The following is a 22,521-nucleotide window of genomic DNA, read 5'->3' as shown; positions in this document are numbered from 1 at the left end:
CCCCTCCCCCGCAGGCGCAGGAGGCCACCAAACTTCGAGTTAGAATTTTGCGGTCAGCGAGAGCCAGTACGTACGACCGGGTTCGTTATACGTATTGGCGTTGGACGCATTGACACCGGAGCCGTTGGCAGACTCATTCAGGACTGCGCCGCCAGTAGCGTGAACCTTCTTATCGAAGAGATTATTTATACCGGCGGCAAAGCTTACATTGTCGTTGACTTCATAGTCCGCGCTGACATTGACCAGCGTATAGGCATCGCGAGAGATACGATTTTCCGGAGCGATCTCGATGCCGCGCGCATTGACGATCGCGGCCTCGGTCTTCCCATAATGCGTGGCGCCGACTGTCAGGCCCAACCCTTCGATCGCCTCCCACCGAACCGAGGTGTTGATCGTGTAGTCAGGCACGAGGGAAAGCTGCGTCTTGCCGATTGAGTTGTTTCCATTGAGGTCGCGGCGCATGATTTCGCGCTCCGACTTCAGGATCTTGGTGAAGTTCGTCGTCCAGGTCAGATTTTCGAGAACAGGAACAGTCACGCTTCCTTCGAAACCGGAGACTGTTGCAGGCCCGGAGTTCTCCCAGTCGAAGATCTTCTGACCGCTTGCCGTATATCCGGAGAAGACCTCGCCGGATATGATCTTGTTCTTGTAGTCGTTGTGGAAATAGGTGACGCTCGCCGCCCAGCCGAGATCGTTCTGGTAGGCAATACCGATTTCCTTGTTGACCGAGATTTCGGGATCAAGGTTGGGATTGCCACGCAGGACGCAGTTTGAAGGCAGCCATGCGGGGCAGCCATTGCCCATGCTGTTCCACAGCCAATCAGGGCTCAACTGGTAGAGATTGGGTGACTTGAACGCGCGGGCAATACCGGCCTTGAGCGTGATCTCGTCAGTCAAATTGTAAGACGCGTTGAGGCTCGGGCTGGCATTGAGCCCGTATTCGCTGTGATAGTCGGCGCGCAAGCCCGGAGTGACCGTCAGCTTGTCGGTGATCAGCATGTTGTTTTCGAGGAAGATGCCGAGCGTATGCGTCTCGATGTTGTTGTACTCACCGGAGGACATCGCGTCGCCGCTGATCGGTGCACGCAGGAACTCACCACGATATTCCGCGCCCAGTGTCAGTTTCTGATCGACCAGAAAATTGAGCGGCAGAACCCACTCTGTCTTTGCCGTCAGATTGTCTAGCTGAGAGGTGCGATAGTCATCGAGCGAAGTGAAAATACCTTCATCGCCGCGGACGAGCCCTTCGGACGGGCGGCGGTTCCGTGTGCGCTCCCACTGGATGTAGCTGTTGGATTCACCGAAATCGTAGGTGCCAATGTGCGTCGCTGAGAGGGTCATGCGGTCGAGACGACTTGTTGTTGCCTCGGAGTTCATCAGGTCCGCCACGATGTCGCTCGGATTACCGATGCTGCCGCTAAGAACACCTCCGACGAAGCTGTTCATCTGACGGCTCCAGGACGCCTCAAAGTCGAGGCGGTTCGCTTCGTCGATCGCAGCGCTTACAAGTGCTCCGATGTTGTAGCTGCGCACACCCTCACGCCCGGCGCGGACGTCTGCACCAGGGGTGCCATCTGCCGCTTCCGCGGCTGCTTGGTTGATGTCGATGCTATCGGGATCTGTCCAGCTGCCACTCACGTTGAAGCGGTAGGACACCGCGTCGTTGATTGGTCCGGATGCCATTGCGGTTGCGCGGCGGGTGCCGCCTTCCTTGCTCGACTCCGGCACTTCCAGATAGGTGGACAGCGAATAGCTGGCGACGTCCGGTCTTTTGGTTATGATGTTAACGACGCCGCCGGCGGCACCTGAACCATAACGTGCGGCTGCCGGGCCGCGGATTACCTCAATGCTCTCGATCAGCTCCGGTGCAACCCAGCTTGAATCGCCGCGCGTGTCGCGCTCGCCCCTCTTGCCCATACGCTGTGAGTTACGCGACAGAACGGGCTTTCCGTCGATCAGGATGAGGGTGTTCTCCGGCCCCATGCCGCGCAGATCAATCTGGCGGCTTTGACCGTATTGTCCTGAATCGGTGTTACCGGTGAGATTCACACCGGGCATTTTGCGCACCATTTCAGACAGGTCCCGACCGGTAGGCTGGCGCTCGAGATCCTTCGCGGTGATTACCGACACCCCAAGCGACTGCTTGAGCTGGTCCTCAGCGGACAAAACCGTGATTTCGTCCAGAACGAGCACCTCTGCGCCATCATCCGCCATTTCTTGCGCGGCAGCGCCTGAAAACAGGCCGGCGGAAATCATGAGCGTGAGTGCAGTGGTGGTGTGGAATGGAGTGATGTGCCTGCGCATAACGTCCTCAAAGGCTTCAAAAGTGATGGGGACATTTGGCTTGGCAGCGGCTGGGCCAAAGTGGAGTGAATTAGTCCTCTTTAGCGCCTGCGGTTGAAATCGCAAGTGTCATGTGCCGGTTTTGCTCTTCAAAAAGGTTGCATAGGGTGTCTGTGGGGCGACCCTGGCGGGTGAGACAGCTTGGGAGGTTGGCTAAGGTCTAGCATGCCGAATGGCCTGCTATTTCCGCCCTAGCATAGACCTCATTGGTGGCCGGCCGGCGAGGACTGAGTGTGGTCATCGATTATTATAAAGGTCGATCCAGGCACCAATGCCGCTGCGCGCCTCGCGTACGATTCTATCTCCGCGATCGCTTCAGTGGCTGACCGACCTTGGCGCGTCCCTTTGCACCTGACCGTGTGAAAAGCGGCTATGCTCTCATGCCATTTTTCCAGCGTCGCAACATTAAACCAGTGGAACTGGAGTTGCCGATGTTGGCAACTCCAGTCAGGCAATGCTCGACGCAAGCGCGTCCCGATAACATCAAGCTAAGGGCACGGGCTTCCGCAAAGTCCGCAGCGGCTTCCAGGGGGCGATCACAATTTCGGAAGTGCACGCGCAAAAGCGGCGATGATTTCGTCGATGTCGTCGAAGGTCATCGCCGTCGAGAAACAAAGTAGGCCGTTTGCGGCAATGATGACGCCTTCATCAAAGAGCAGACGTGACAAGGCTGCGACTTTGTTTGCGCCATCACTACCGGCCAGCACCGTCGAACGGAAATCCGTGAGCTTTGCACGGTTGAGGTGGATGCGTCGCAGCGAGGCAAGACCTGTTACCTGCGCCTCGATACCCAGTTCGTCGAACAGAGCGGTGATTCCGCTCTGGAACCGGTCTCCCAGGGCTTCAAGATGCTCATATGCTTCCGGCGTCAATGCTTCGAGGGCTGCGATGCCAGCAACCATCGACATCGGGTTCGCACTGAAAGTGCCACCATGCTGGACACGGGGCGAGCCGTTTGTCGGGTCATAAACCGCCATAACGTCCGTGCGTCCGGCCACCGCACCGATCGGGAAACCGCCACCGATTACTTTGCCCAAGGCGGTGATGTCGGGGTTGATACCGTATCGTCCCTGGGCGCCATTATAACCGAGGCGGAAGGTGATCACCTCGTCGAAAATGAGCAGAGCACCGATCTCACGGGTGACGCGGCGCAGCATGTTGAGGAACTCCTGCGTGGCAGGTACCAGCCCGGCCCGGTTCGGCATAACGTCAACCAGAACGGCGGCCAGGTCGTTACCCTTGGCGCGCAAGATCTTCTCGCCCAGCTCGACATTGTTGAACGGGATGATCACGACATCATCGAGAACGCCCTGCGGGGTTCCGGCGGCAGTCGGGACAGGGTGCGGCGCATCCGGTTCGCCCCAATTTTCGGGGCGCGCTTCCTGGCTGGTTTCCACTACGTCATAGGTGCCGTGATACGCGCCTTCGCATTTGGCGATCTTGGCCCGGCCGGTATAGGCACGCGCCACCTTGACCGCATTCATTACCGCTTCGGTGCCGGAGTTGCAGTAGCGCACATGCTCCACCGAGGGCAGGCGTTCGGCAAGCATCTCCGACAGGCGCACTTCGCCGGGCGTCGCCATGCCGAAGCACAGGCCGTTTTCCAGCTGTTCGCGCGCCGCCACCCGGATCGCCTCGCAGCCATAGCCGTGAATCAGCGACGTGAAATTGCCGACCGCGTCGATGCGGCTGTTGCCGTCGATGTCGATGATGCGGCAGCCTTCACCGCGTGCCGCGTAAACCTGGTGAGGGGTGCGAAACACGGTGTGGCGAGTATTACCACCGGGCATGACCTTCTTGGCTTGTTCATAAAGTGCGGCGGATTTCGGAGTTTCTAGTTTGCTCATGGTTTTCTCCCAGATTCTGCATTGGCCCGATGGAAAAACCAGGGCGCACCATGGCGCCCCGGCATGCAGTGTCAGCCGTTGTAACCCAGCCGTTCATCGGCGACGCGCGCCTGCGCATCGCGGTTTTCGGGTGCGCCGTAACCGCCACCACCTGGTGTGCCGACTTCAATGTAGTCGCCCTCCTGGAGGCGGAAGTTCTCGCCTTTGGACAGATGCTCGGGTTCGAACTCGCGGCCCTGAATGTTGAGGCGGATGCGGTTTGGCTGGCCGTCTTCACCACCCAGAACTCCGGGAGGGCCGAAGCGGCCATGTTCCATCAGGAAGGATGCGGTGCCTTCGCCACGCAGCAGCCGCATGCGATAGTCAACGCCCATGCCGCCCCGGAACTGGCCGGCACCGGCTGAACCCTCGCGAAGAGCGTAGCGTTCGAACAATAGCGGATAGCGTTGTTCGAGAATCTCTACCGGCTGCGATTTTGAAATTCCGATGGTTGAGCAGCCATTTGAAATGCCGTCACCATCCCACCAGCCGCCATAGCCGCCGCCCGAGAAGTAATACATGATGTAGTGTTCGCCGGTTTCTGGGTCGAAACCGCCGAGCGAAAGGTTCCCGGATGTCCCGGCCGGCGCTGCGAACAGCTTGTCCGGAATGGCCTTGGCCAGTGCAAGGAACACCGCTTCCATGATCCGCTGCGACACTTCGGCGGAACAGCCAGCTACGGGGCGCGGATACTCAGCGTAAAGGAACGTGCCTTTCGGCTTGAGTACGTTAAGCGGCGCGAAGCAGCCAGCGTTCATCGGCACATTCGGGAAGATGTGCTTCATCCCGATGAACACCGCTGACTGGGTCGTTGCCCAGACTGAATTGAGGGGACCTCGGCAGGGCTTGGACGAGCGCGAAAAGTCGAAGGTGATGTTCGTACCGCTGACGGTAACATCAAGTGCGACCTCAAGCGGCTCATTGACTACGCCATCGCTATCGATGAATGCGGAGGCAGAATAGACGCCGTCCGGAATGTCCGCGATGTGGGCGCGCATCATCGTTTCGGCGCGGTCTTCGATTTCGGCAACGCAATTGTTGACCACGTCTAGTCCATAGCGGTCGATCAGCGCGGTAAGTGCGCGCTCACCCGCCCGCAGGGCTGCGATCTGTGCATAGATGTCGCCGATGCGCTCTTCCGAGACCCGGATGTTTGCGAGAACGAAATCCACGATATCCTGGACGATTACTCCGCCTTCCATGATCTTGACGGGCGGAATGCGAAGCCCTTCCTGATGGATCTCCGTCGCAGTTGTAGAGAAACCACCCGGAACCATACCTCCGGTGTCGGGCCAGTGGCCGGCATTGGCGAGATAGCACCATAGCTTGCCCTGGTAGTAGAACGGCATCACCATCTTGACGTCCATCAGATGGGTACCGCCCCGATAAGGGTCGTTGACGATAATGACGTCGCCAGGTTTCAGGTGCTGAGCGCGCTCCTTGATGACGGAGTGGACGCATTCCTGCATGACGCCGAGGAAGATCGGCAGGCCGGTTTCGCCCTGAGAGATCATGCGCCCGTCATGGATTCCGTAGATGCCGTTCGAGCGGTCATAGGCTTCGGAGATGACCGGAGAAAACGAGGTTTTCTCGTGCACGAGGTCCATCTCGGTGCAGACCTGCTGCAAGCCCTTTTCGACGACGGTCAGCGTGACCGGGTCAATGGCGGACAATGTGGAAGTTTGCGCAATTGCATTCATGCCGCGCGCTCCTCGAAAGTAATGATGATATTGCCGAGCGCGTCGACTTCACCGCGTGTGCCCGGATCAAGGATAAGAGTGGTATCTGACTGCTCGACGATCGCAGGGCCATGGAAGACGAAGCCGACCGGCAACAGCTCACGATCGTAGATCTTCGCTTCGCACCAGGCTCCGTCAAACCAGGCGCGCCGGGTGCCCTTGAGGGCCGCGTCGGCATTGCCGCCCTTAGGCGTGAAATCGGCAAGGCTGATGCGGTCGCGACGGCCGATAATGGTCGTGCGGACGTTCACCAGAACGGGGATCATCGTCGGCAATTCGATTGCAAAGCGCGCCAGAAACGCCTCGCGGAAGGCGAGACGTATCTTCTCGGCGTCGAAAGCGCCTTCGGGTGCCGGGATGCGTAGAACGTGAGACTGGCCGCGGTAAAGCAGCTCGAACTCGTGCTGCAGAACCACTTCGTTGACGACAACCTTTTCGCGCTCGAGCAACTCCTTGCCGGAGGTGATCTGGCTGTCGATGATTTCATCGACCTGGCCTGCAGGGATCTGCGCGAGTGGCAGGTTGATCGTTTGCACGAAGTCATGTCGGACATCGGCCAACACGCAACCAAGTGCCGAGTTGAGACCAGGATAGCGCGGTACCAGCACGCGCGGCAGGTTCAGCATCCGGGCGATTGCGACAGCATGGAGTGGTCCACCACCGCCATAGGGGATGTAGGTGAAGTCGCGCGGGTCGATACCCTTTTCCACGGAGATCAGACGGATTGCGCCAGCCATGTCGGCAACCGCAACATCGATCACGGCCTGCGCGGCCGCAACAGCGTCGAGGCCAAGTGGATCGCCGATCTGTTGGGTAAGTGCCGTTTCAATTTCGGCCAGCGGCGCGTCGGCGGACGAACCCGTTACCGCAAAGGGGTTCAAGCGGCCCAGCATGTAGTTGCAGTCCGTGATGGTGACGCGGTCGCCGCCGCGTCCATAACCGATCGGCCCGGGATATGATCCGGCGCTCTCCGGTCCAACCCGCAACATGCCGGCCCTGTCGATATGCGCGATCGAGCCGCCGCCTGCACCAATGGTAGAAATGTCGATCATCGGGATACGGATCGGCATGGCATAAGCCAGCTCTTTCTCCGCCGTGATCAGGGGGGTGCCGTTGGTCACTAGAGCGATGTCGAAGCTTGTGCCGCCCATATCGCCGGTGACGACGTTATCGTAGCCTGCAAGGCTTGCAAGCTCGGCGGCGGCGAGCACACCGGCGGCCGGACCCGACATAATCGTGTGGACGGCATGTTCGGCGATGACCGGCGCGGCGGCCATGCCGCCATTGGCTTGCATGATCAGAAGGTCGTGGTCAAAGCCCTGCGCCTTCAGCGCACTGTCGACCTTGTCGATATAGCTGGAAACGATCGGCGCGATGGAAGCGTGGATGGCCGCGGTCGAACCGCGCTCAAACTCGCGCATTTCGCGCACGATCTCGTGCGAAGCGACTACATATGGGTTGGGCCAGATTTCGCGTACTGCGCGCGCTGCAGCGATTTCGTGCTCAGGGTTCACGTATGAATGCAGGAACTGAATCACCAGAGATTCAACGCCCTCATCCAGAAGTGCCTTCGCTTGTGCGACGACGGCTTCGATATCGACTGGGGTAATGACCCGGCCCTTGGCGTCCATTCGCTCGCTGACCTCGCGCCGCAGGTCGCGGGGAATCAGTGGCTTAAATGTGCCTGACAGTCCGTAGGCGTAAGGTCGGGTCCGCCGGCCCAGTTCGAGAACGTCCCGAAAGCCCTGAGTGGTGATCAGGCCGGTTTTAGCACCCTTATGTTCCAGGACGGCGTTCGTTCCTGCGGTTGTGCCATGGACCAGCCAGCGAATTTCTTCCGGCGTAACACCTAGCCCGGCGATGCCTTCGAGAAATCCGCGCGCGCGGTCATCAACTGTCGTCGGAACCTTCCCGGTCCGGATCTCGCCCGTTTCGGTGTCAATCAGCAGAAAATCCGTGAAGGTTCCGCCGACATCCACCCCGATCGTGACGGCCATGCGTCATTCCTTTTTTCATTTATCGAAACTTAGTTATGATAATCGGTATTATTTTTGCGTCACATCTGATTGTCAAGCGAGAATGCCGTGTGCGCTGCTTCTCACAATCCGGAATGTCCGATAGGGTTGATCGATGAGTGACGCTCAAGAGAATCAAACCCGGATGCAAAAGCCGAAACCCGCCCGGGCCAGCAGCGACAGCCCGCTGGAACGCTATTTTTCGATCATCGAAGCGGTCGTGACTTCAGGGGGGGGGGTAACGCTGACCGAAGTTGCCAATCTGACGTCGCTTGCAAAGCCAACGGCGCACCGGCTGCTCAACTCGCTCACCGAAACCGGTCTGCTGGAGAGCGATACGCAGGGGCGAAAGACCTTTTCTGCAGGGCCGCGGCTGTGGAGGATCCTGCAGCTGGGGATCAATCCCTCACGGCTGTTGCGCTTTGGCCAGCTTGTCTGCGCCGAGCTGTCTCAGTCCTTGAACGAAACCTGCTATCTGGTGCGCTATGACGGCCAGAAAGTGCTTTCAATAGCGCAGGAAATTGCTCCTTCGGGGCATCGATTCCACGTCATCCCGGGTGACGTGCTCCCCTTTCATGCGGCCGCAACCGCCAAGGTGATCCTGGCGTCGCAACCCGACGAGACAATTGACATGCATTTGGCCGGTGCATTAGCTGCCTTCACTCCCCTTACCAAGACCAGCCGCATCGACATCTATTCGGAACTCGATGATGTGCGCCGCAACGGCTTTGCCGTCTGCGACCGCGAGATCGATGACAACGTCATGGCCTACGCCGTGCCTCTGCGCTTCCTGGATGAACCGGTTGTCTATGCGTTGGGCGTCACGGGTCCAACGTCGAGAATGGCGCCTCGTGACGCAGCGGATTTTGTTGGGCCCCTGAAGCTGGCAGCAGAACGTCTGGTGCAGCTGCTCACGGGCATGCAGGGCGCCTGAGCCCCTTCCCCATCGGTATAGGTTGAAAGGCCGGCTATGCAGCCGGCCTTTCACATTCACATCAGAGTTTGCGGGAGCCACAGGATGATCTGCGGGAACAGCATCATCAGGGCAATCGCAGCAATCATAATCAGCACGAAGGGGATGATCGACAGGTATAGGTCGTTCATCGTGACGTCCTTTGGAGCGACGCCCTTCAGGTAGAACAGATTGTAGCCGAATGGCGGGGTCAGGAAGCCCATCTCCATCAACACGATGAAGAGAATGCCGAACCAGACCGGATCGAAGCCGAGCTGCACTGCTACCGGCGCGAAGATTGGCGCAGCAATCATGATGATGCCGGTCGTTTCGAGCACCATCCCCATGATTGCCAGAATGACGAACATGATGGTGACGATGATCCAGCGATTGACATCCAGATCCAGGATCAGTCCCTCGATCATCCGTGTCGCGCCGATCGCCGTATAGAAGGTCGACAGTGCCGATGATGCGATGATGATCCAGAAGATCACGGCAGACAGGATCAAAGTCTCCCGCGACGCGGCAAACAGGTTTTCCCAAGTCAGCCGCCGTGCGATCAGGGCAGCAAGTACCGCGCCGGCCGCACCGACGGCACTCGCCTCTGCAACGGCAGCAGTTCCGGTCAGTATCGAGCCCATCACCGCCATGGTCAAAATAATCGGCGGCAACACCTTACGCAGGCTGCGCAGCTTCTCACCCAAGGTGTAGGTGGTGCTGTCGACCGCAACCCGCGGATCGAAGGCGGATCGCAGATAGGCATAAAGGCCGAACAGGAATGCCAGCAACAGCCCCGGCAAGACGCCGCCCATATAGAGACCACCGATCGACGTGTTGGCCACAAGGCCATAGACGATCATCGTGACCGAGGGCGGGATCAAAATGCCAAGTGAGCCGCCGGCGGCGATCGAGCCCAGAGTCATATGGCGGTTGTATCCGCGTGAGAACATCGCCGGGATGGCCACCATACCCATAGCGATCGTCGCAGCTCCCGAGATGCCCGCCATGGCGGAGAACAGGGTACAGATCAGGATCGTACCGATAGCCAAGCCGCCCCGAATTCCACCCATGAACTTCTGCATGGTGTCGTAGAGATCGTCGGCAATCCGCGATTTCTGCAACATCGACGCCATGAAGATGAACATCGGAATGGAGAGATATTCGAAGCTTGTCGCTGTCGCGAAGGCCCGCATGGGGATCATGCTGAGCGCTGCTGGACTCCAGAAGAAGTAGATCATCGCGACGGACAGGCCACCCAGCGCGAACGCGATGGGAACACCAAGCCCGAGAAAGAAGAACATTCCGCCGAACAGCAGAATTGAAGGGATTGTGGGATCAGCCATGGACCTGAATCTCCTCCGGGGTGCTGGCGGCTTCTTCAGGGTGCAGATATGCGTACCACTCGGTCATCAGATATCGCGCCCAGCCGAGCACCATCAGCCCGGCACCCACCGGGATAAGCGCCTTGAACGCCCAAATAGGCGCCGGCCAGTTGGCCGAGGCGGGACGTTCGCCGGCAATGAAGGCGCGTTCGGCAAAAGTGTAGCCGTAGCGGATCAGCACATAGGCCAGGAAAAGAAGCAGGGCACTTGAGACAACCGTGTCGATCATCAGCCGCACTTTGGGAGAAAAGCCGGCATAGAGCGCGTCAACACGAACAAATTTTCCCGTTGAAACCGCCCAAGGGCCGCCAAGCATGATCAGGACGCACATCAACCAGGATGCAACGTCTGCAGCCCATGGAAGAGACACTCTGAAGAACAGGCGTGACAGGATTTCAATCAGCACGACTGCTGCAATAGCCAGCACTGAAAGGGAAACCACCTTTCCGGTGGTTTCCAGCAGTCGGCCTATCATATCTGACAGGAACTTCATTCAGCGTTCTCCGCAGTGTGCGAGAGACGCGACTTCATTCGCCGCGACCTAGTTCGGTCAGGTATTCCAGGAGCATGTTAACCGCGCGCTCGTGGATACCGCCCTGCTCCGCATAAGCCGCCCACAACTTACGGGCTGCCGCTTCCATCTTGGAGAACTCTTCAGGCTCGATGGTGACGAGTTCGACACCTGCAGCCTGCATGTCGACGAGTGCTTGCGCGTCATGCTTCATGCCGGTGGTAAGATATTCGAGCGAGGATAGCATCGCCGCTTCGCGCAGCATTGCCTTCAGATCATCCGGCAGGCTGTTCCATGCATCGAGGTTGACCGCGAAGAAGTTGTTTGGTGCGGGCATCGGTGATGGCTGGATGTAGTACTTTGCGACTTCATGCAGCGAAAGGCTCTTGTTTGCCGAAGGGCTGGCCCAACGGGCTGCCTCTAGCGCACCGGTTGCGAGCGCGGTGTAAAGCTCGGAGCCGGCCATGAATACCGGCGATGCACCCATGCTCTCAAACCAGTTTGCTTCAAGACCGAATGCGCGGATCTTCAGGCCGCTGAAGTCAGCGACAGTGCGCAGGGGCTTGTTGGACACGATATCCCATTGCGGAGAAACCTGTGGCCCAAGATAGAACACATTGTAAGGCGAATAGGCTTCGCGAGCGATTTCGATGAAACCCTTCTTGTAGAAGAAGTCGAAGCTCTCGAGCGGGCTGCGCAATGCACCCGGAACGCCGTTCTCAATCGACGCCACCGGGCCGATCTTGCCGGAGAAATAACCGCCGGTCAGCATGCCCATCTCGGCAACCCCTGCGCCGACTGCGTCCAGGCCATCAGCAACAGGGAACAAGGCGCCGACGGGGAACACTTCGAACTTCATGCGCCCGTTGGACATCTCCTCGACGAGCTTGGCGAAGCGGTTTTCGACTGCGATATGGCCCGGATCGCCGGGATTGAGATTGGTCTGCAAACGCCAGACATATTCCTGTGCGGCTGCAGGCAATGTCATCAGGCCGGCTATTGAAAGTGCTAGTCCGGCAATCGCCGATTTTATAAATTTCATCTCCACCTCCGAATTTCACTTTCCAGAACTTTTTCACGAATACTGAAATTCTTTTGCCTCGTTTTGTCAACACCCTGTGATTGGCTTTGAGCGACAATTAAAGAAGGGTGTGCGCGAAACCGGCTGGCCGCGGGATTACCCGTTATTTCAAGAGGATGAGATATTCGCGGCGCTAGCCGGCTGCCGTTAATGGAATTCGCCTCAGTCCTGAGTGCTTCGAATTTGATGCCGCTGCCGCCGGCGTGCCTGAAAGGCGGTTCATTTCCTCGACGCCGGTTGTGCCGCAAGGTTGTTGTGGCCTGTTTCCGCACCGGCAATTTGAGGCGGTTTTTACGCGCGCGTGCGACCGACGAGGAGCCAGCACGGGTACAGGTTGCCTTATCAGGAGCGCAGGCTCGTGTCAGTCTGGTGGACAGGCTATGCGATGATTCGCCTGAATGAACGTTAATGTCGTCTGGAGGTTTTGCTTTGACCGGTTCTGATCGTGCGGAGGCGGAGCTTGTCGATATTGTCGATCTCGTCAACGAGATGAGCAGGCCGGCGGCTGCTTCTCCCTCCCCCCGCCTCCCCTCCCCTCCCCTATCGGAGGATGGGGAACAGGCCGGCGCATTTCCTTCGCAAATGGACGAGCTGGCGCAGAAGGCGCGGGGCTATGTAGAGGCGGCGAGCTCGGCGAATACGAGGCGCGCCTACGCGTCCGACTGGTCGCATTTCACCGGCTGGTGTCGGCGCCAGGGTTTTGAGCCATTTCCACCCGACCCCAAGATTGTCGGATTGTATGTCACCGCTTGCGCGTCTGGAGCAGCGAGCGGTGATCGCAAGCCGCATTCGGTTTCGACAATCGAGCGCCGGCTTGCTGCGCTCAGTTGGAACTATGCGCAGCGCGGCCTGACGCTCGATCGCAAGGATCGCCACATTGCAACGGTGATGGCTGGCGTTCGCAAGCGCCACGGGACACCGCCCCGCCAGAAGGAAGCGATCTTGCCCGAAGACCTTTTGGCGATGCTGGAGACGATTGATCGGGGCAGGCTTCGGGGGCTGCGTGACCGCGCCATGCTTTTGGTTGGCTTTGCGGGCGCGCTGCGACGTTCGGAGATCACCGGACTTGATGTCGCCCGCGACCAGACGGAGGACGGGCGCGGCTGGATCGAATTTTATGAGGACAAGGGCATTTTGCTCACCTTGCGGGGCAAGACGGGTTGGCGTGAGGTAGAGATCGGTCGGGGCTCGTCAGATGCCACATGCCCCGTTCATGCTCTTCGCTTATGGCTCGACTTTGCCAAGATTGCGCATGGCCCGGTCTTTCGCCGGGTGTTTTCGAAGAGCAACAAGATCGGCCCGAACCGGCTCGATGATCAGGCTGTGGCTCGGCTCGTGAAGCGCGCGGCTCTTGCAGCTGGTCTGCGCGGGGATCTCGGCGAAGCGGAACGCGGGGCGCTTTTCGCGGGCCATTCCTTGCGCGCGGGCCTTGCCTCTTCGGCCGATGTGGATGAGCGCTATGTTCAAAAGCATCTCGGGCATGCCTCGGCGGAAATGACGCGTAAATATCAGCGTCGGCGCGATCGGTTCAGGGTGAACCTCACCAAGGCGGCGGGCCTTTAGGCCCCTCCCCTCCCCCGGGCCCCCTTCCTTATGAAGGAGAGGCTGGTGGCAGCGCGGCGAAACCACACGCGATCCATCAACCGGATGAATCGGCGCAAGCTGATCGATTCATAATACGCGTTGGACGCTCAGAATCGATGTCGGCAAATTGCCGGCATGACAATTCTGATGCATCGCATAGATCCCGCCGCCAACGCGTACCGCTTTTATGCGCTGTCCCTCGAGCCGACCTTGTTCGGCGATGTGGCTTTAGTGCGGCGCTGGGGCCGCATCGGAACAACGGGGCGACAGATCATTGAACTCCATCCAGATGCGCAGGCTGCGGAACGGGCCTGGCAAGCTCAGCTCAAGCGTCGAACGCAGCGGGGATATTGGACTGTTTGATGAAGCTCGGGGTTAAATGAAGCTGCGCGTAAGGCGCGAGCCTAGCGCAGAAGGCCGTCGAGGTCGAAATCGTCCCAGTTCTTGAGGCCCGTATTTATGGGCGAAGCTGAGGCATCCTTATCTGACGCTTCGGTGGCAGCCTTTTTCGTCAACCGCTTATGGGCTGCGCGTGCGGCTGCGTGGCGGCGGCTCTCGGTGGCGGTGATTATCCTGCTCGCGCCATGTGGCTACCTGATCGCGATCGAGAAGGTCTTCGACATAATGCGGATCGAAGACATGGAAAGTGATCTTTCGTGCCCTGCCCCGCAGGCGCACGGTGCGTGTGCCTGCACTTTTCAGCCGCCCATCCTTGAGCCATTTGTGGCGCAGCGACGCTGAGATCGACAGAATGTCTTCGATCTCCCGGGGGATCACCGGAAGATCCGCGACGCCCCTCATTGCGACTTCGATGATCTCGACGGCGCCGGCAAATGCCTGGGCCTCTTCTTTGGGCATGCGAAGGACGAGTGCGCTGGCTTCGATGTCGAGATCTTTGCGGATCGGGCGGGGCAACCGCGCGCGGATTTCGAGGAGGATGCCTTTGAGGCGGACAGCGGATCCAAGGGTCACCGAGGGATCCAGGCGCCACTCGCGTATCAGGTCCTCGTCAGTGAGCTTTGTCTTTGTTTTCGCCTTGGCCATGGGTGAGTAATGGGTTTTTGCAGCAGCTGGTTCAAGGCTGGCGTGCGGTCCAACCGAGTTGACAGCTGTCAACTAAGTGCCTGCATTGGGCCCTGCATCGGTTGCAGAAAGGTTAATTTCCGTTAACCCTAATTCCCTTGACGAGAATCGACGGTTGGCCCACCCTATCTACGGAAAGTGGGTTCTGCACAGAGCTTTGCCGTTACTCCCGGTCCACACTGTCACTTTTGGTTTCTTCGCGTAGAATTCGTATTGGAGGTGAGTCGGAGACGATTCTCCGGCTTCACACAGGCAGGCAGAACGGTGTTGATGACGATCGCCCAACCAGAAACGCAACCGGCTGACATCCAGATTGCTGCGGATGCGCAGCTTTTGTCGGCGCAGCTCGCCGCGCTTCGCGGCAGGCTGTTCCCGCCGACGGCGATGAAGACGCTGCGCTCGTTCACCTCTGGTGAAGCCGCAAAGTTGATCGGCGTCAGCGATGGCTATTTGCGCCAATTGTCGATCTCCGGAGAGGGGCCACAGCCGGAGGTGGGCCCCGGTGGTCGCCGTCATTACTCGCTCGCCGACGTTAACGCACTGCGCCACCATCTTGCGGGCCAGAGCGCGGCCAAGGCCAAGCAATATATAAAGTGGCGTCAACCCGGCGAGCATCTTCAGGTCATTGCCATAACGAACTTCAAGGGCGGTTCGGGTAAAACCACCACCTCGGCGCATCTGGCGCAATATTTCGCGCTTCAGGGCTATCGCACACTTGCGATCGATCTCGATCCGCAGGCTTCGCTCTCCGCGCTGTTTGGTTATCAGCCGGAGCTGGACCTTTCGGGCAACGACACGCTCTACGGCGCGATCCGCTACGATTCAGAGCGCCGTCCCCTCGCCTCGATCATTCGCAAGACCTATTTTGACGGGCTCGACATTGTACCCGGCAATCTGGAACTGCAGGAGTTCGAGCATACCACGCCGCAACATCTGGCTCGTCGCACCGAAGATGATGGCGGCGGCTTGTTCTTTGCGCGTGTCCAGCAGGCGATCCAGTCGATTGAGGCGAATTACGACGTGGTCGTCATCGACTGCCCGCCGCAGCTTGGTTACCTTACGTTGAGCGCGCTTTGTGCGGCGACATCGGTGCTGGTCACGGTTCATCCGCAGATGCTGGATGTCGCCTCGATGAGCCAGTTCCTGTTCATGACGTCCGATCTTCTGTCGGTTGTGCGTGAGGCGGGCGGCGAGCTCAACTTCGACTTTCTGCGTTATCTCATCACGCGCTACGAACCGAATGACGGTCCGCAAACGCAGATCGCGGGCTTCCTGCGCACGCAATTCGCCGATCGCGTCCTGACCGCGCCGATGCTGAAATCGACTGCCATTTCGGATGCGGGGCTTTCAAAGCAAACGCTCTACGAGGTCGGCAGAGAGAATTTCAATCGCACCACCTATGACCGAGCCTATGAGGCGCTGAATGCGGTGAATGCGGAAGTCGAAGGGTTGATGCTGCAAAGCTGGGGGCGGAACTGATGGCCGCAGCAAAGTTGACAGCTGTCAACAAGCGTCCCGTCCGGCCCTGCCGGGGACAGACTTATCCACCCCTTCGCCAGATGCTGCCTAATGGCCTCGAAGGAGGATCATTGTGATGAACGCTAGGAAGGACAGGCTGAAATCGCTTTTCGCCGGTGAGGCGCCGGAAGAGGCGGCGAACGCCGTTCCAACACCGATTAGCGATGCCGGCGTCAAGCGCACGCCCTCGGCTGCCGTTCGCGCCATGGGGCTCTCCCTCGGCTCCTTGTCGCAAGAAGCAGAGGAGGCGAGACGGCTGCGCGAAACGCTCGCTGCCGGAGAGCAGGTCGTCGAACTGGATCCGAAGCTGATCGAGCGGTCGCCTTTTGCCGATCGTCTCAGTGATGGCGCGATCAACGACCCGGAGTTTCAGGCCCTCAAGCAGAGCATGTGGGAGAGCGGTCAGCAGGTTCCTGTGCTGGTGCGCCCACATGCCGATCCGGCCAAGGCGGCGGCAGGTGTCTATCAGCTTGCTTATGGTCACCGCCGCGTTCAGGCAGCGCGCGAGATTGGCCAGCCGGTTCGCGCTGTCGTGCGCAGCCTTGATGATACGGCGCTGGTTATGGCGCAGGGCAAGGAAAATGCCGAGCGGCGCGACCTGTCCTTCATCGAGCGCGCCTTCTTCGCCAAATTGTTGCTCGATCACGGTTTCGACCGCGCGACCGCGATGGCAGCGCTTTCCGTTCACAAGTCGGAAATGTCGCGCCTGATCCAGGTCGCCGAAGCCGTACCGCCACAAGTGGTGCGCGCCATTGGCCCCGCGCCCAAGGTTGGACGCCCGCGCTGGCTCGCCCTTGGAGAGCTGTTGGAAAAGGACAGTGACGGCCTGGCTGAGAGCGAACTTGCCGCACCGGATTTCCTGGAAGCCGACAGCGATACGCGCTTCCAGCGTCTTTTCGATCGGCTCCAGGCTTCAGCGAAGGGGAGGGGGGCTGCGGCCAGAGACGCCAAGACGGTGACGATCGCGACGCCCTCCGGCTCGCCCATCGCTGAGCTCGCACGCGCGGGCAGGGCGGTGCGGCTGACGATTCCCGAATCAGCGGGCAAGGGATTCGCGGATTATCTCGCTTCCCGCCTGCCAGAGCTTCACGCCGCCTTCCAGGAGAGCGGAGGCGAGAAATAGAGTTTGCCGGGCGGGTTTGCCGCCTGCCCGGTGCGTAACCGCGTACAAGACGACACGAACAACGGAGAAACAGGCAAGAAAAAAGGCCCCCAGAACGTTACCATCCCGGAAGCCCCTTTTCGAATGTAGCAATCCGAAAGAATCACTTCCGAGTCCCGCTGTCAAGGCGTCGGTGCGTTCCGGCCACGGATTTCTGTGCCTCAAGACGAGGTGACTCGAAAATGACTGAGCTTTTTGGAGCGACGCCTTTTGGCGGCGGACGGGTAAGTGTTGCCGATTTTCAGCGGCGGGAAGCTGTCGAGCGCAAGCGCAGCGCACTCAAGAATGGCGGCAACGACAACGGCCGCGCCGACAAATGGCAACTTATTCGCGCCCTGTCTGAAGCGCGGGGCGTCTTTGGTCTGTCTGATCGCACAATCGTCGTCCTGGAAGCGCTTTTGAGCTTTCACACGCCGCGTGAGATCGACGGTTCGGAGCCGATCGTCGTCTTTCCATCAAATGCGGAGCTGTCGCTGCGCAGCCGGGGAATGGCTGAAGCAACCTTGCGCCGGCACATTGCCGCTCTCGTAGAAGCGGGGCTGATCCTTCGCCGCGACAGCGCCAATGGCAAGCGCTACTGCCGCCGTGACGAGCGCGGTACGATTGCGGATGCCTTTGGCTTCGACCTGTCGCCCCTGGCGCTTGCGGCGGGCGAGATCTACGCAGCAGCGGAAGCTGTGCGCGACGAGGCGAGGGCGCTTCAAAAGCTGCGGACGGAGATTTCAATCCATCTGCGCGACACTGGCAAGGTTATTGAGGCCGGTCTTGCCGAAAGGCTCAACGGCGACTGGGCAAGCTTCCTGATGCAGTTGCAGCCCCTTGCAAAACGTTTGCCGCGTCAGGCTGAACGAAGTGTGCTGGAGCGCCGCCGTGAGGACCTCGTTGCACTGCGCGCACGGGTGGAAAAGACCTATCTCGACTCCTTCACGGAACAAGAAATGAGCGGCAATGACTCTCATTTCGAGCGGCACTATCAGAATTCAAATACAGACCCCCAATTTGAACTAAGCTCCGAAACAGAGCCGAAGCGCGAGGTGAGCACCAAAATCCCTAACGAAGCGGCGAAAGGTTCGGATGAGACCCATCAGACAGCTGCGCCGGAACAGAAAGGGGAAACTGCGCCACTCGCCTATGTGCTTGGCGTGTGCCCGACGCTGGCGAGCTACGCCAAAGACGGCATAAATGATTGGCGCGACGCCATTTCGACGGCAGAACTCGTGCGAGCCATGCTGGGCATCTCGCCGGACGCATGGAGACGTGCGTGCGAGGCCATGGGAACCCAAGGCGCGGCAATCACGGTCGCGGCCATCCTTGAGCGCGCCGACGGCATCCGCTCCCCAGGCGGCTATCTGCGCGCGCTCACCGAGCGGGCCGAGCAAGGCAAGTTCTCCGTCCGCCCCATGCTGGCCGCCCTTGAGGGGGAACGGCGCGAAGTCGGGTGAGGGGTCCAACCGGATGACGGCCTGATCGTTGCATGGCGCTGCTCTGCGTCGTTTGTTCGCCGGTGTCGTCCCAGCGGGACAATATCCCGATCCTCGCCGTTTTGTTAAAAAGAGGGGAGGGGCCTCCGCCGCTGCGGCAAAACCGGCTCTCTCATTGAGCAGAGCGTGCAATTGCCCGTCGGCTGAAATCCTGCTCGACCACAGAGAACGGAAAATTAACCATACGATTCGGACCGCGTGGAAATTCGGAATTAAAAACAAACAGTTAGAGCTGCTCTAGACGCTGCGGTTCACCGCACACTCAAACATCGAGAAACACTGAGAGCTCGCCCGTCTTGAGCCTAGTTTCGAGAAATCTGTGCATTGCCGGTGCTCTCTCGAAGGAAGTAGCGACAACGATCGACGAAACGAAGATTCAGCAACGTATTCTAATATTCCAAGTAAGCATTATCTAAAAGACTTCGTCGGCGAAGTGTACGACTGACAATGTCGAATAATCACAGTTGCGAATTCACCACAACCGTATAGCCTGTTACCGGTTGGGGGAATAAATATGATTGTTCTGCGGCGCGTCACCTGGGCGCTTTGTGTATCGGCGCTCATCAGCAGTGTTGTTCCAACGGCAGCGCAAGATGTTGGTGGCATCATAAATATGATGGGCCGCATCATTGAACAGGATATGCGTCGGCAGGAACATCGTCAGCGACGGCAAGCAGAGGATCAAGCCGTACGCCAGCGGCAGCGGGCTGCTGCCGCGGAGCAAAGAGCGCGGCAAAATGAAATCCGTCGTAAGGAAATTCAATATGTCCGTCGACTTCAAGCGGCCATGGCTCGGCTGGGCTTCTACGACATGGTCGTTGACGGCGATCGCGGACCAGGTACGCGCAGGGCGGAAGCTTCGTTCATAGCCGCATATGAGCTTGCGCCTGTCGTGCTCGAGGAAGGCTATATCTCGCATGTCGAGTATCTCGCGCAGTTGGGCTTTCGCAGCGCACGAGAACTTGCGGATGCAGCGGCTCTAGGTTTCGAGACGCGAGAAGAGCTTGTCGCAGCACGAGAGGGAGGCTTCGATAACGCTCAGGATTTGGCGATCGCCAGACAGCAAGGTTTCAACCGGTACGACGACTATCGCAAGTTCCGGGCATCGGGCTTTGAAAGCGCCGAGGACTTTCGGCTGGCGAGAGATGGCGGCTTTACGGATCGCCATGAATTCGAGGAGGCTCTTGCGGCGGGTTTCGCAGATCACAGCGATTATGTGGAATTTCGGCAGAGTGGATTGCCGGACAAGGCATCGTTCGTTGAATATCGGGCCGAATTGGCGCTCGCCGTCGGTGCCGCCGATATTTGTAGCGAGGCGGCGCCCGGTGCCGAAATCGAAGACGCGGTCGCCAAATGCTTGTCTGCATTGGCTCATCCACATCAAAGGAACCTTTTGTCGGAACTTGAGCATCTGGACCGCCGGATTTCCGATGCACTCGATGCATTGGCGCGGCAGACCCCGTCTGTCGAGGTCGCTGCTGAGGGAAGTGATGCCGAGCTAACGGTGGATTCAGCTTCCTTTTTGCAAACCCAGGCAGCCTTAAAGGGGGCCCGCTCGAAACTTGGCTGCGGTATCGCGGTTGCGCGACATGACTGGGCCTCGGCCAGTAGCGATTGTGCGGTAACTGCGCAGGCTGGCGACCATAATATGCTGCGACTTGCGTCGCGGGCCGCCGACGAGTTCAAGGCGCAGCAGGATCAGGCAGCCGAGGAAGAGCGCACTGCGAGGGAGGCAGCCGAAGCCGAACGCGGCCGACTTGCGCTTAGCGCAGGCAAGCAGCGCCTCGCTTCACTGCTGTCATCAATCGCCGACTTCACTGAAAGCAAACGAACATTCACGAACGCGATCGATGTCGCCCGGGCTGTTGTGCGCCTGCGTCAGCTTGAAGCCTCTGACGATGTGAAACAGATCGAGCAGGTGATCCTCAACGTGGATGAATTGCTGAAGAGTGAGGACAGTTATCAGACATTCATCGAGGAACAGAAGACAGCCGTCGAAATCTCCCGAATAAACGCCCGCGCGACCGCTGCTGCGGAACTACGCAGAACCGAGGCATTCATCGCGGATTTTGTCGGGGCCAACATTCTCCATGAGGCCGTCAACGATCTGTTGGAATTGCAGGAACTTATCGCCAAGAGTGTTTCATCTGGTCAGGATGAGGCGCTTTTCAACGCCCAACGCCTTGCCGCCAACGCTGTTGACAGGCTGAAGCTCCGTGCCGAGCTGGATGGGTTCGTCTATAGCGAGGTATCCTCGGAGACCGCGGTTGAACAAGCTGATAACGGTCTGGCAATCACAGATGCCAACCAGTCTCTTCTGACTGGTGATCCGCGCGATGTAATCATTCTTGGCAATTACAGCCCGAATGCCCCCCATCTTATCGTCAATCTTGTCGGTCTAACCACTTTCGAAAACGGCACTGCAAACCTTTGCTGGATCGGGCCGGACTCTCAGAATCTGCCACTTGGCGACTATGTGACGCCTATCTTGCGCAAGCTGGGCGCACAGCAGATCTCTGCGTCCGGCTTGTGCAATGCCCGAAACGCCTTGAAGCAGGACGTGTTGGTCATAGAACGGGGAACTCTCCTGTCGAACGATCTTCTGGAGGTTCAGCCGATTATCTCCGCTTTTGAGGCTGGCACATTCAAGGCTATCGACCTCGTCTCCTGGTCTTCGGTTGGGCAGACCGTCGAAGCGGACGCGCAAATGTCAATGCAGATCAAGGACGAGGTAACCGCCGGCGTGCGCCAGGGCTTTGGCTTTGTCTCCCTTGATAACGCTGACACCACTTTGTGTACGGTGGTTCCGCCAGCGGACGCGGCCGATCACGAGAATGCGTTCGAACTTGCAGGGACTGCAATTGAGCGACATGTTCCGGCCAATATGAGCCGATTGGTCGTAACGCTCGACCGCGCCTTCTCGAACATCCAGAGAAATTCATGCCGGATCGTCTACGCGCAGGCGGACGATCTCGCTCGCCTCCTGGCCGCACTCGCTCAGATTAACAAGAACGGTTTGGTGCTGCCGGTTTGGATCACCCCGGAGTTGGTAGAAGAGGGCGCAGCGCTTTCGGCGAGCAGCGTGCAGGAGCGCGAGCGGCGTATCGCACTGCGTCGCCAGGAGATGGAAGCGGCGGCCCGATTTAACGAGGAGAACAACCGTCAAGCCGAGGTTGCGCGACGAAGGACAGAGAACCAGTTGCGAAGCCGCTATTCGCAGGAGGCGCGAGCTGCTCACAACGACCTCTCCGAGCTGAGCAAGGCATTCCTCAGCTCCGGAACGGCCTCCGACACAGACTTCGCGGGCCTTTTCCCGGAAACTGGAAAATGGAGAGCAGCGCAGGCTGTTAATGGCTGGATTGCAGACGAGTATCACGATGAGCTCGTGGATTATGGCACTGCAGAATGGAAAGCTCGTCGCCTTGAGGCTGTGTTGATGCGCGCAACGCTTGTCACCAAAAACGCCCAACGCGGCGAATATAGTGAGTTATGCGTGATCATTGGATATCTGATCGATAGGGAATTCGGCATGCGACGTGACGCAGTGGAAGCGCCATGTGAGGCAGCCGATGATCTTTCGCAATGGAAACGCGCGCGTCTGTTCGAGAGCCGCTGGATTGCGCATTAAGGTGCACTGGTCAAATTCCGGTTCCTCATTCGGCGTAAGGACGCATCAATTTCCCGCCTTCGTTTCGCAGGTCGTTCGCGATCTGTGAAATCAGCGAGCCGAACCAGACGTGAGAGGGGGATTTGTGGGTGCGTGCTGCCCATGACATCCGAATCG

Annotated in this window: 15 protein-coding genes and 1 pseudogene; 7 read left to right on the top strand and 9 right to left on the bottom strand. The window is 58.9% G+C overall.

From position 1 onward, the window contains the following. Positions 1-39: 39 nt before the first annotated feature. From IOD40_RS19125 to IOD40_RS19110, 4 genes are all read right to left on the bottom strand, one after another. The gene (locus tag IOD40_RS19125) at positions 40-2,304 is read right to left on the bottom strand and encodes a FepA family TonB-dependent siderophore receptor (protein WP_198478303.1); all 2,265 of its coding nucleotides are present in this window, start codon (positions 2,302-2,304) and stop codon (positions 40-42) included. 575 nt (positions 2,305-2,879) lie between these two features. Next, the gene (locus tag IOD40_RS19120) at positions 2,880-4,190 is read right to left on the bottom strand and encodes an aspartate aminotransferase family protein (RefSeq protein ID WP_198478302.1); all 1,311 of its coding nucleotides are present in this window, start codon (positions 4,188-4,190) and stop codon (positions 2,880-2,882) included. Positions 4,191-4,261: 71 nt separating this feature from the next. Beyond that, complete coding sequence (locus IOD40_RS19115) at positions 4,262-5,929, bottom strand: hydantoinase B/oxoprolinase family protein (RefSeq protein WP_198478301.1); 1,668 nt, start codon at positions 5,927-5,929, stop codon at positions 4,262-4,264. Next, the gene (locus tag IOD40_RS19110) at positions 5,926-7,965 is read right to left on the bottom strand and encodes a hydantoinase/oxoprolinase family protein (RefSeq protein WP_198478300.1); all 2,040 of its coding nucleotides are present in this window, start codon (positions 7,963-7,965) and stop codon (positions 5,926-5,928) included. The genes IOD40_RS19115 and IOD40_RS19110 overlap by 4 nt, the downstream gene beginning before the upstream one ends. Positions 7,966-8,098: 133 nt before the next feature. On the opposite strand from IOD40_RS19110, the gene IOD40_RS19105 reads away from it, so the two are divergent. Further along, the gene (locus tag IOD40_RS19105) at positions 8,099-8,917 is read left to right on the top strand and encodes an IclR family transcriptional regulator (RefSeq protein WP_210336986.1); all 819 of its coding nucleotides are present in this window, start codon (positions 8,099-8,101) and stop codon (positions 8,915-8,917) included. A gap of 56 nt (positions 8,918-8,973) precedes the next feature. Here the strand turns inward: IOD40_RS19105 and IOD40_RS19100 are convergent, their stop codons facing one another. From IOD40_RS19100 to dctP, 3 genes are read right to left on the bottom strand one after another with little or no spacing between them, the layout of a single operon-like run. Then, a complete protein-coding gene (locus IOD40_RS19100) occupies positions 8,974-10,278 on the bottom strand; it encodes a TRAP transporter large permease (RefSeq protein ID WP_198478298.1) in 1,305 nt (434 codons plus the stop codon). Beyond that, on the bottom strand, positions 10,271-10,810 hold the full coding sequence (locus tag IOD40_RS19095) for a TRAP transporter small permease subunit (RefSeq protein ID WP_198478297.1): 540 nt from the start codon (positions 10,808-10,810) through the stop codon (positions 10,271-10,273). The genes IOD40_RS19100 and IOD40_RS19095 overlap by 8 nt, the downstream gene beginning before the upstream one ends. 34 nt (positions 10,811-10,844) lie before the next feature. Further along, positions 10,845-11,870: a TRAP transporter substrate-binding protein DctP gene (gene dctP / locus IOD40_RS19090; protein WP_198478296.1), complete on the bottom strand. Its 1,026-nt coding sequence runs from the start codon at positions 11,868-11,870 to the stop codon at positions 10,845-10,847. A 447-nt stretch (positions 11,871-12,317) separates the two neighbouring features. On the opposite strand from dctP, the gene IOD40_RS19085 reads away from it, so the two are divergent. Both IOD40_RS19085 and IOD40_RS19080 read left to right on the top strand, forming a co-directional pair. Further along, entirely contained in the window at positions 12,318-13,472 is a 1,155-nt protein-coding gene (locus IOD40_RS19085; RefSeq protein WP_198478295.1) for a tyrosine-type recombinase/integrase, read from the top strand. A gap of 156 nt (positions 13,473-13,628) precedes the next feature. After that, positions 13,629-13,856, top strand: coding sequence for a WGR domain-containing protein (locus IOD40_RS19080; RefSeq protein WP_198478294.1), 228 nt, complete (start codon positions 13,629-13,631; stop codon positions 13,854-13,856). Between the two features lie 41 nt (positions 13,857-13,897). Here the strand turns inward: IOD40_RS19080 and IOD40_RS19075 are convergent. Beyond that, a pseudogene (locus IOD40_RS19075) lies at positions 13,898-14,537 on the bottom strand (hypothetical protein). Positions 14,538-14,846: 309 nt separating this feature from the next. On the opposite strand from IOD40_RS19075, the gene repA reads away from it, so the two are divergent. The 3 genes from repA (at position 14,847) to repC (ending at position 18,698) form a co-directional block, all read left to right on the top strand. Then, complete coding sequence (repA, locus tag IOD40_RS19070; protein ID WP_198478293.1) at positions 14,847-16,055, top strand: plasmid partitioning protein RepA; 1,209 nt, start codon at positions 14,847-14,849, stop codon at positions 16,053-16,055. Positions 16,056-16,164: 109 nt separating this feature from the next. Further along, entirely contained in the window at positions 16,165-17,217 is a 1,053-nt protein-coding gene (gene repB / locus IOD40_RS19065; protein WP_407649226.1) for a plasmid partitioning protein RepB, read from the top strand. A gap of 221 nt (positions 17,218-17,438) precedes the next feature. Continuing rightward, entirely contained in the window at positions 17,439-18,698 is a 1,260-nt protein-coding gene (gene repC / locus IOD40_RS19060) for a plasmid replication protein RepC (protein WP_198478291.1), read from the top strand. A 532-nt stretch (positions 18,699-19,230) separates the two neighbouring features. Here the strand turns inward: repC and IOD40_RS19055 are convergent. Next, entirely contained in the window at positions 19,231-19,518 is a 288-nt protein-coding gene (locus IOD40_RS19055; protein ID WP_198478290.1) for a hypothetical protein, read from the bottom strand. 6 nt (positions 19,519-19,524) lie between these two features. Between IOD40_RS19055 and IOD40_RS19050 the strand changes: the two genes are divergently transcribed. Then, on the top strand, positions 19,525-22,365 hold the full coding sequence (locus IOD40_RS19050; protein ID WP_198478289.1) for a hypothetical protein: 2,841 nt from the start codon (positions 19,525-19,527) through the stop codon (positions 22,363-22,365). Positions 22,366-22,521: the final 156 nt, after the last annotated feature.

The sequence above is a fragment of the Aquamicrobium zhengzhouense genome (genome assembly GCF_016124105.1).
Classification (GTDB): domain Bacteria; phylum Pseudomonadota; class Alphaproteobacteria; order Rhizobiales; family Rhizobiaceae; genus Aerobium; species Aerobium zhengzhouense.
This window is presented reverse-complemented; position numbering and strand designations above follow the sequence as displayed.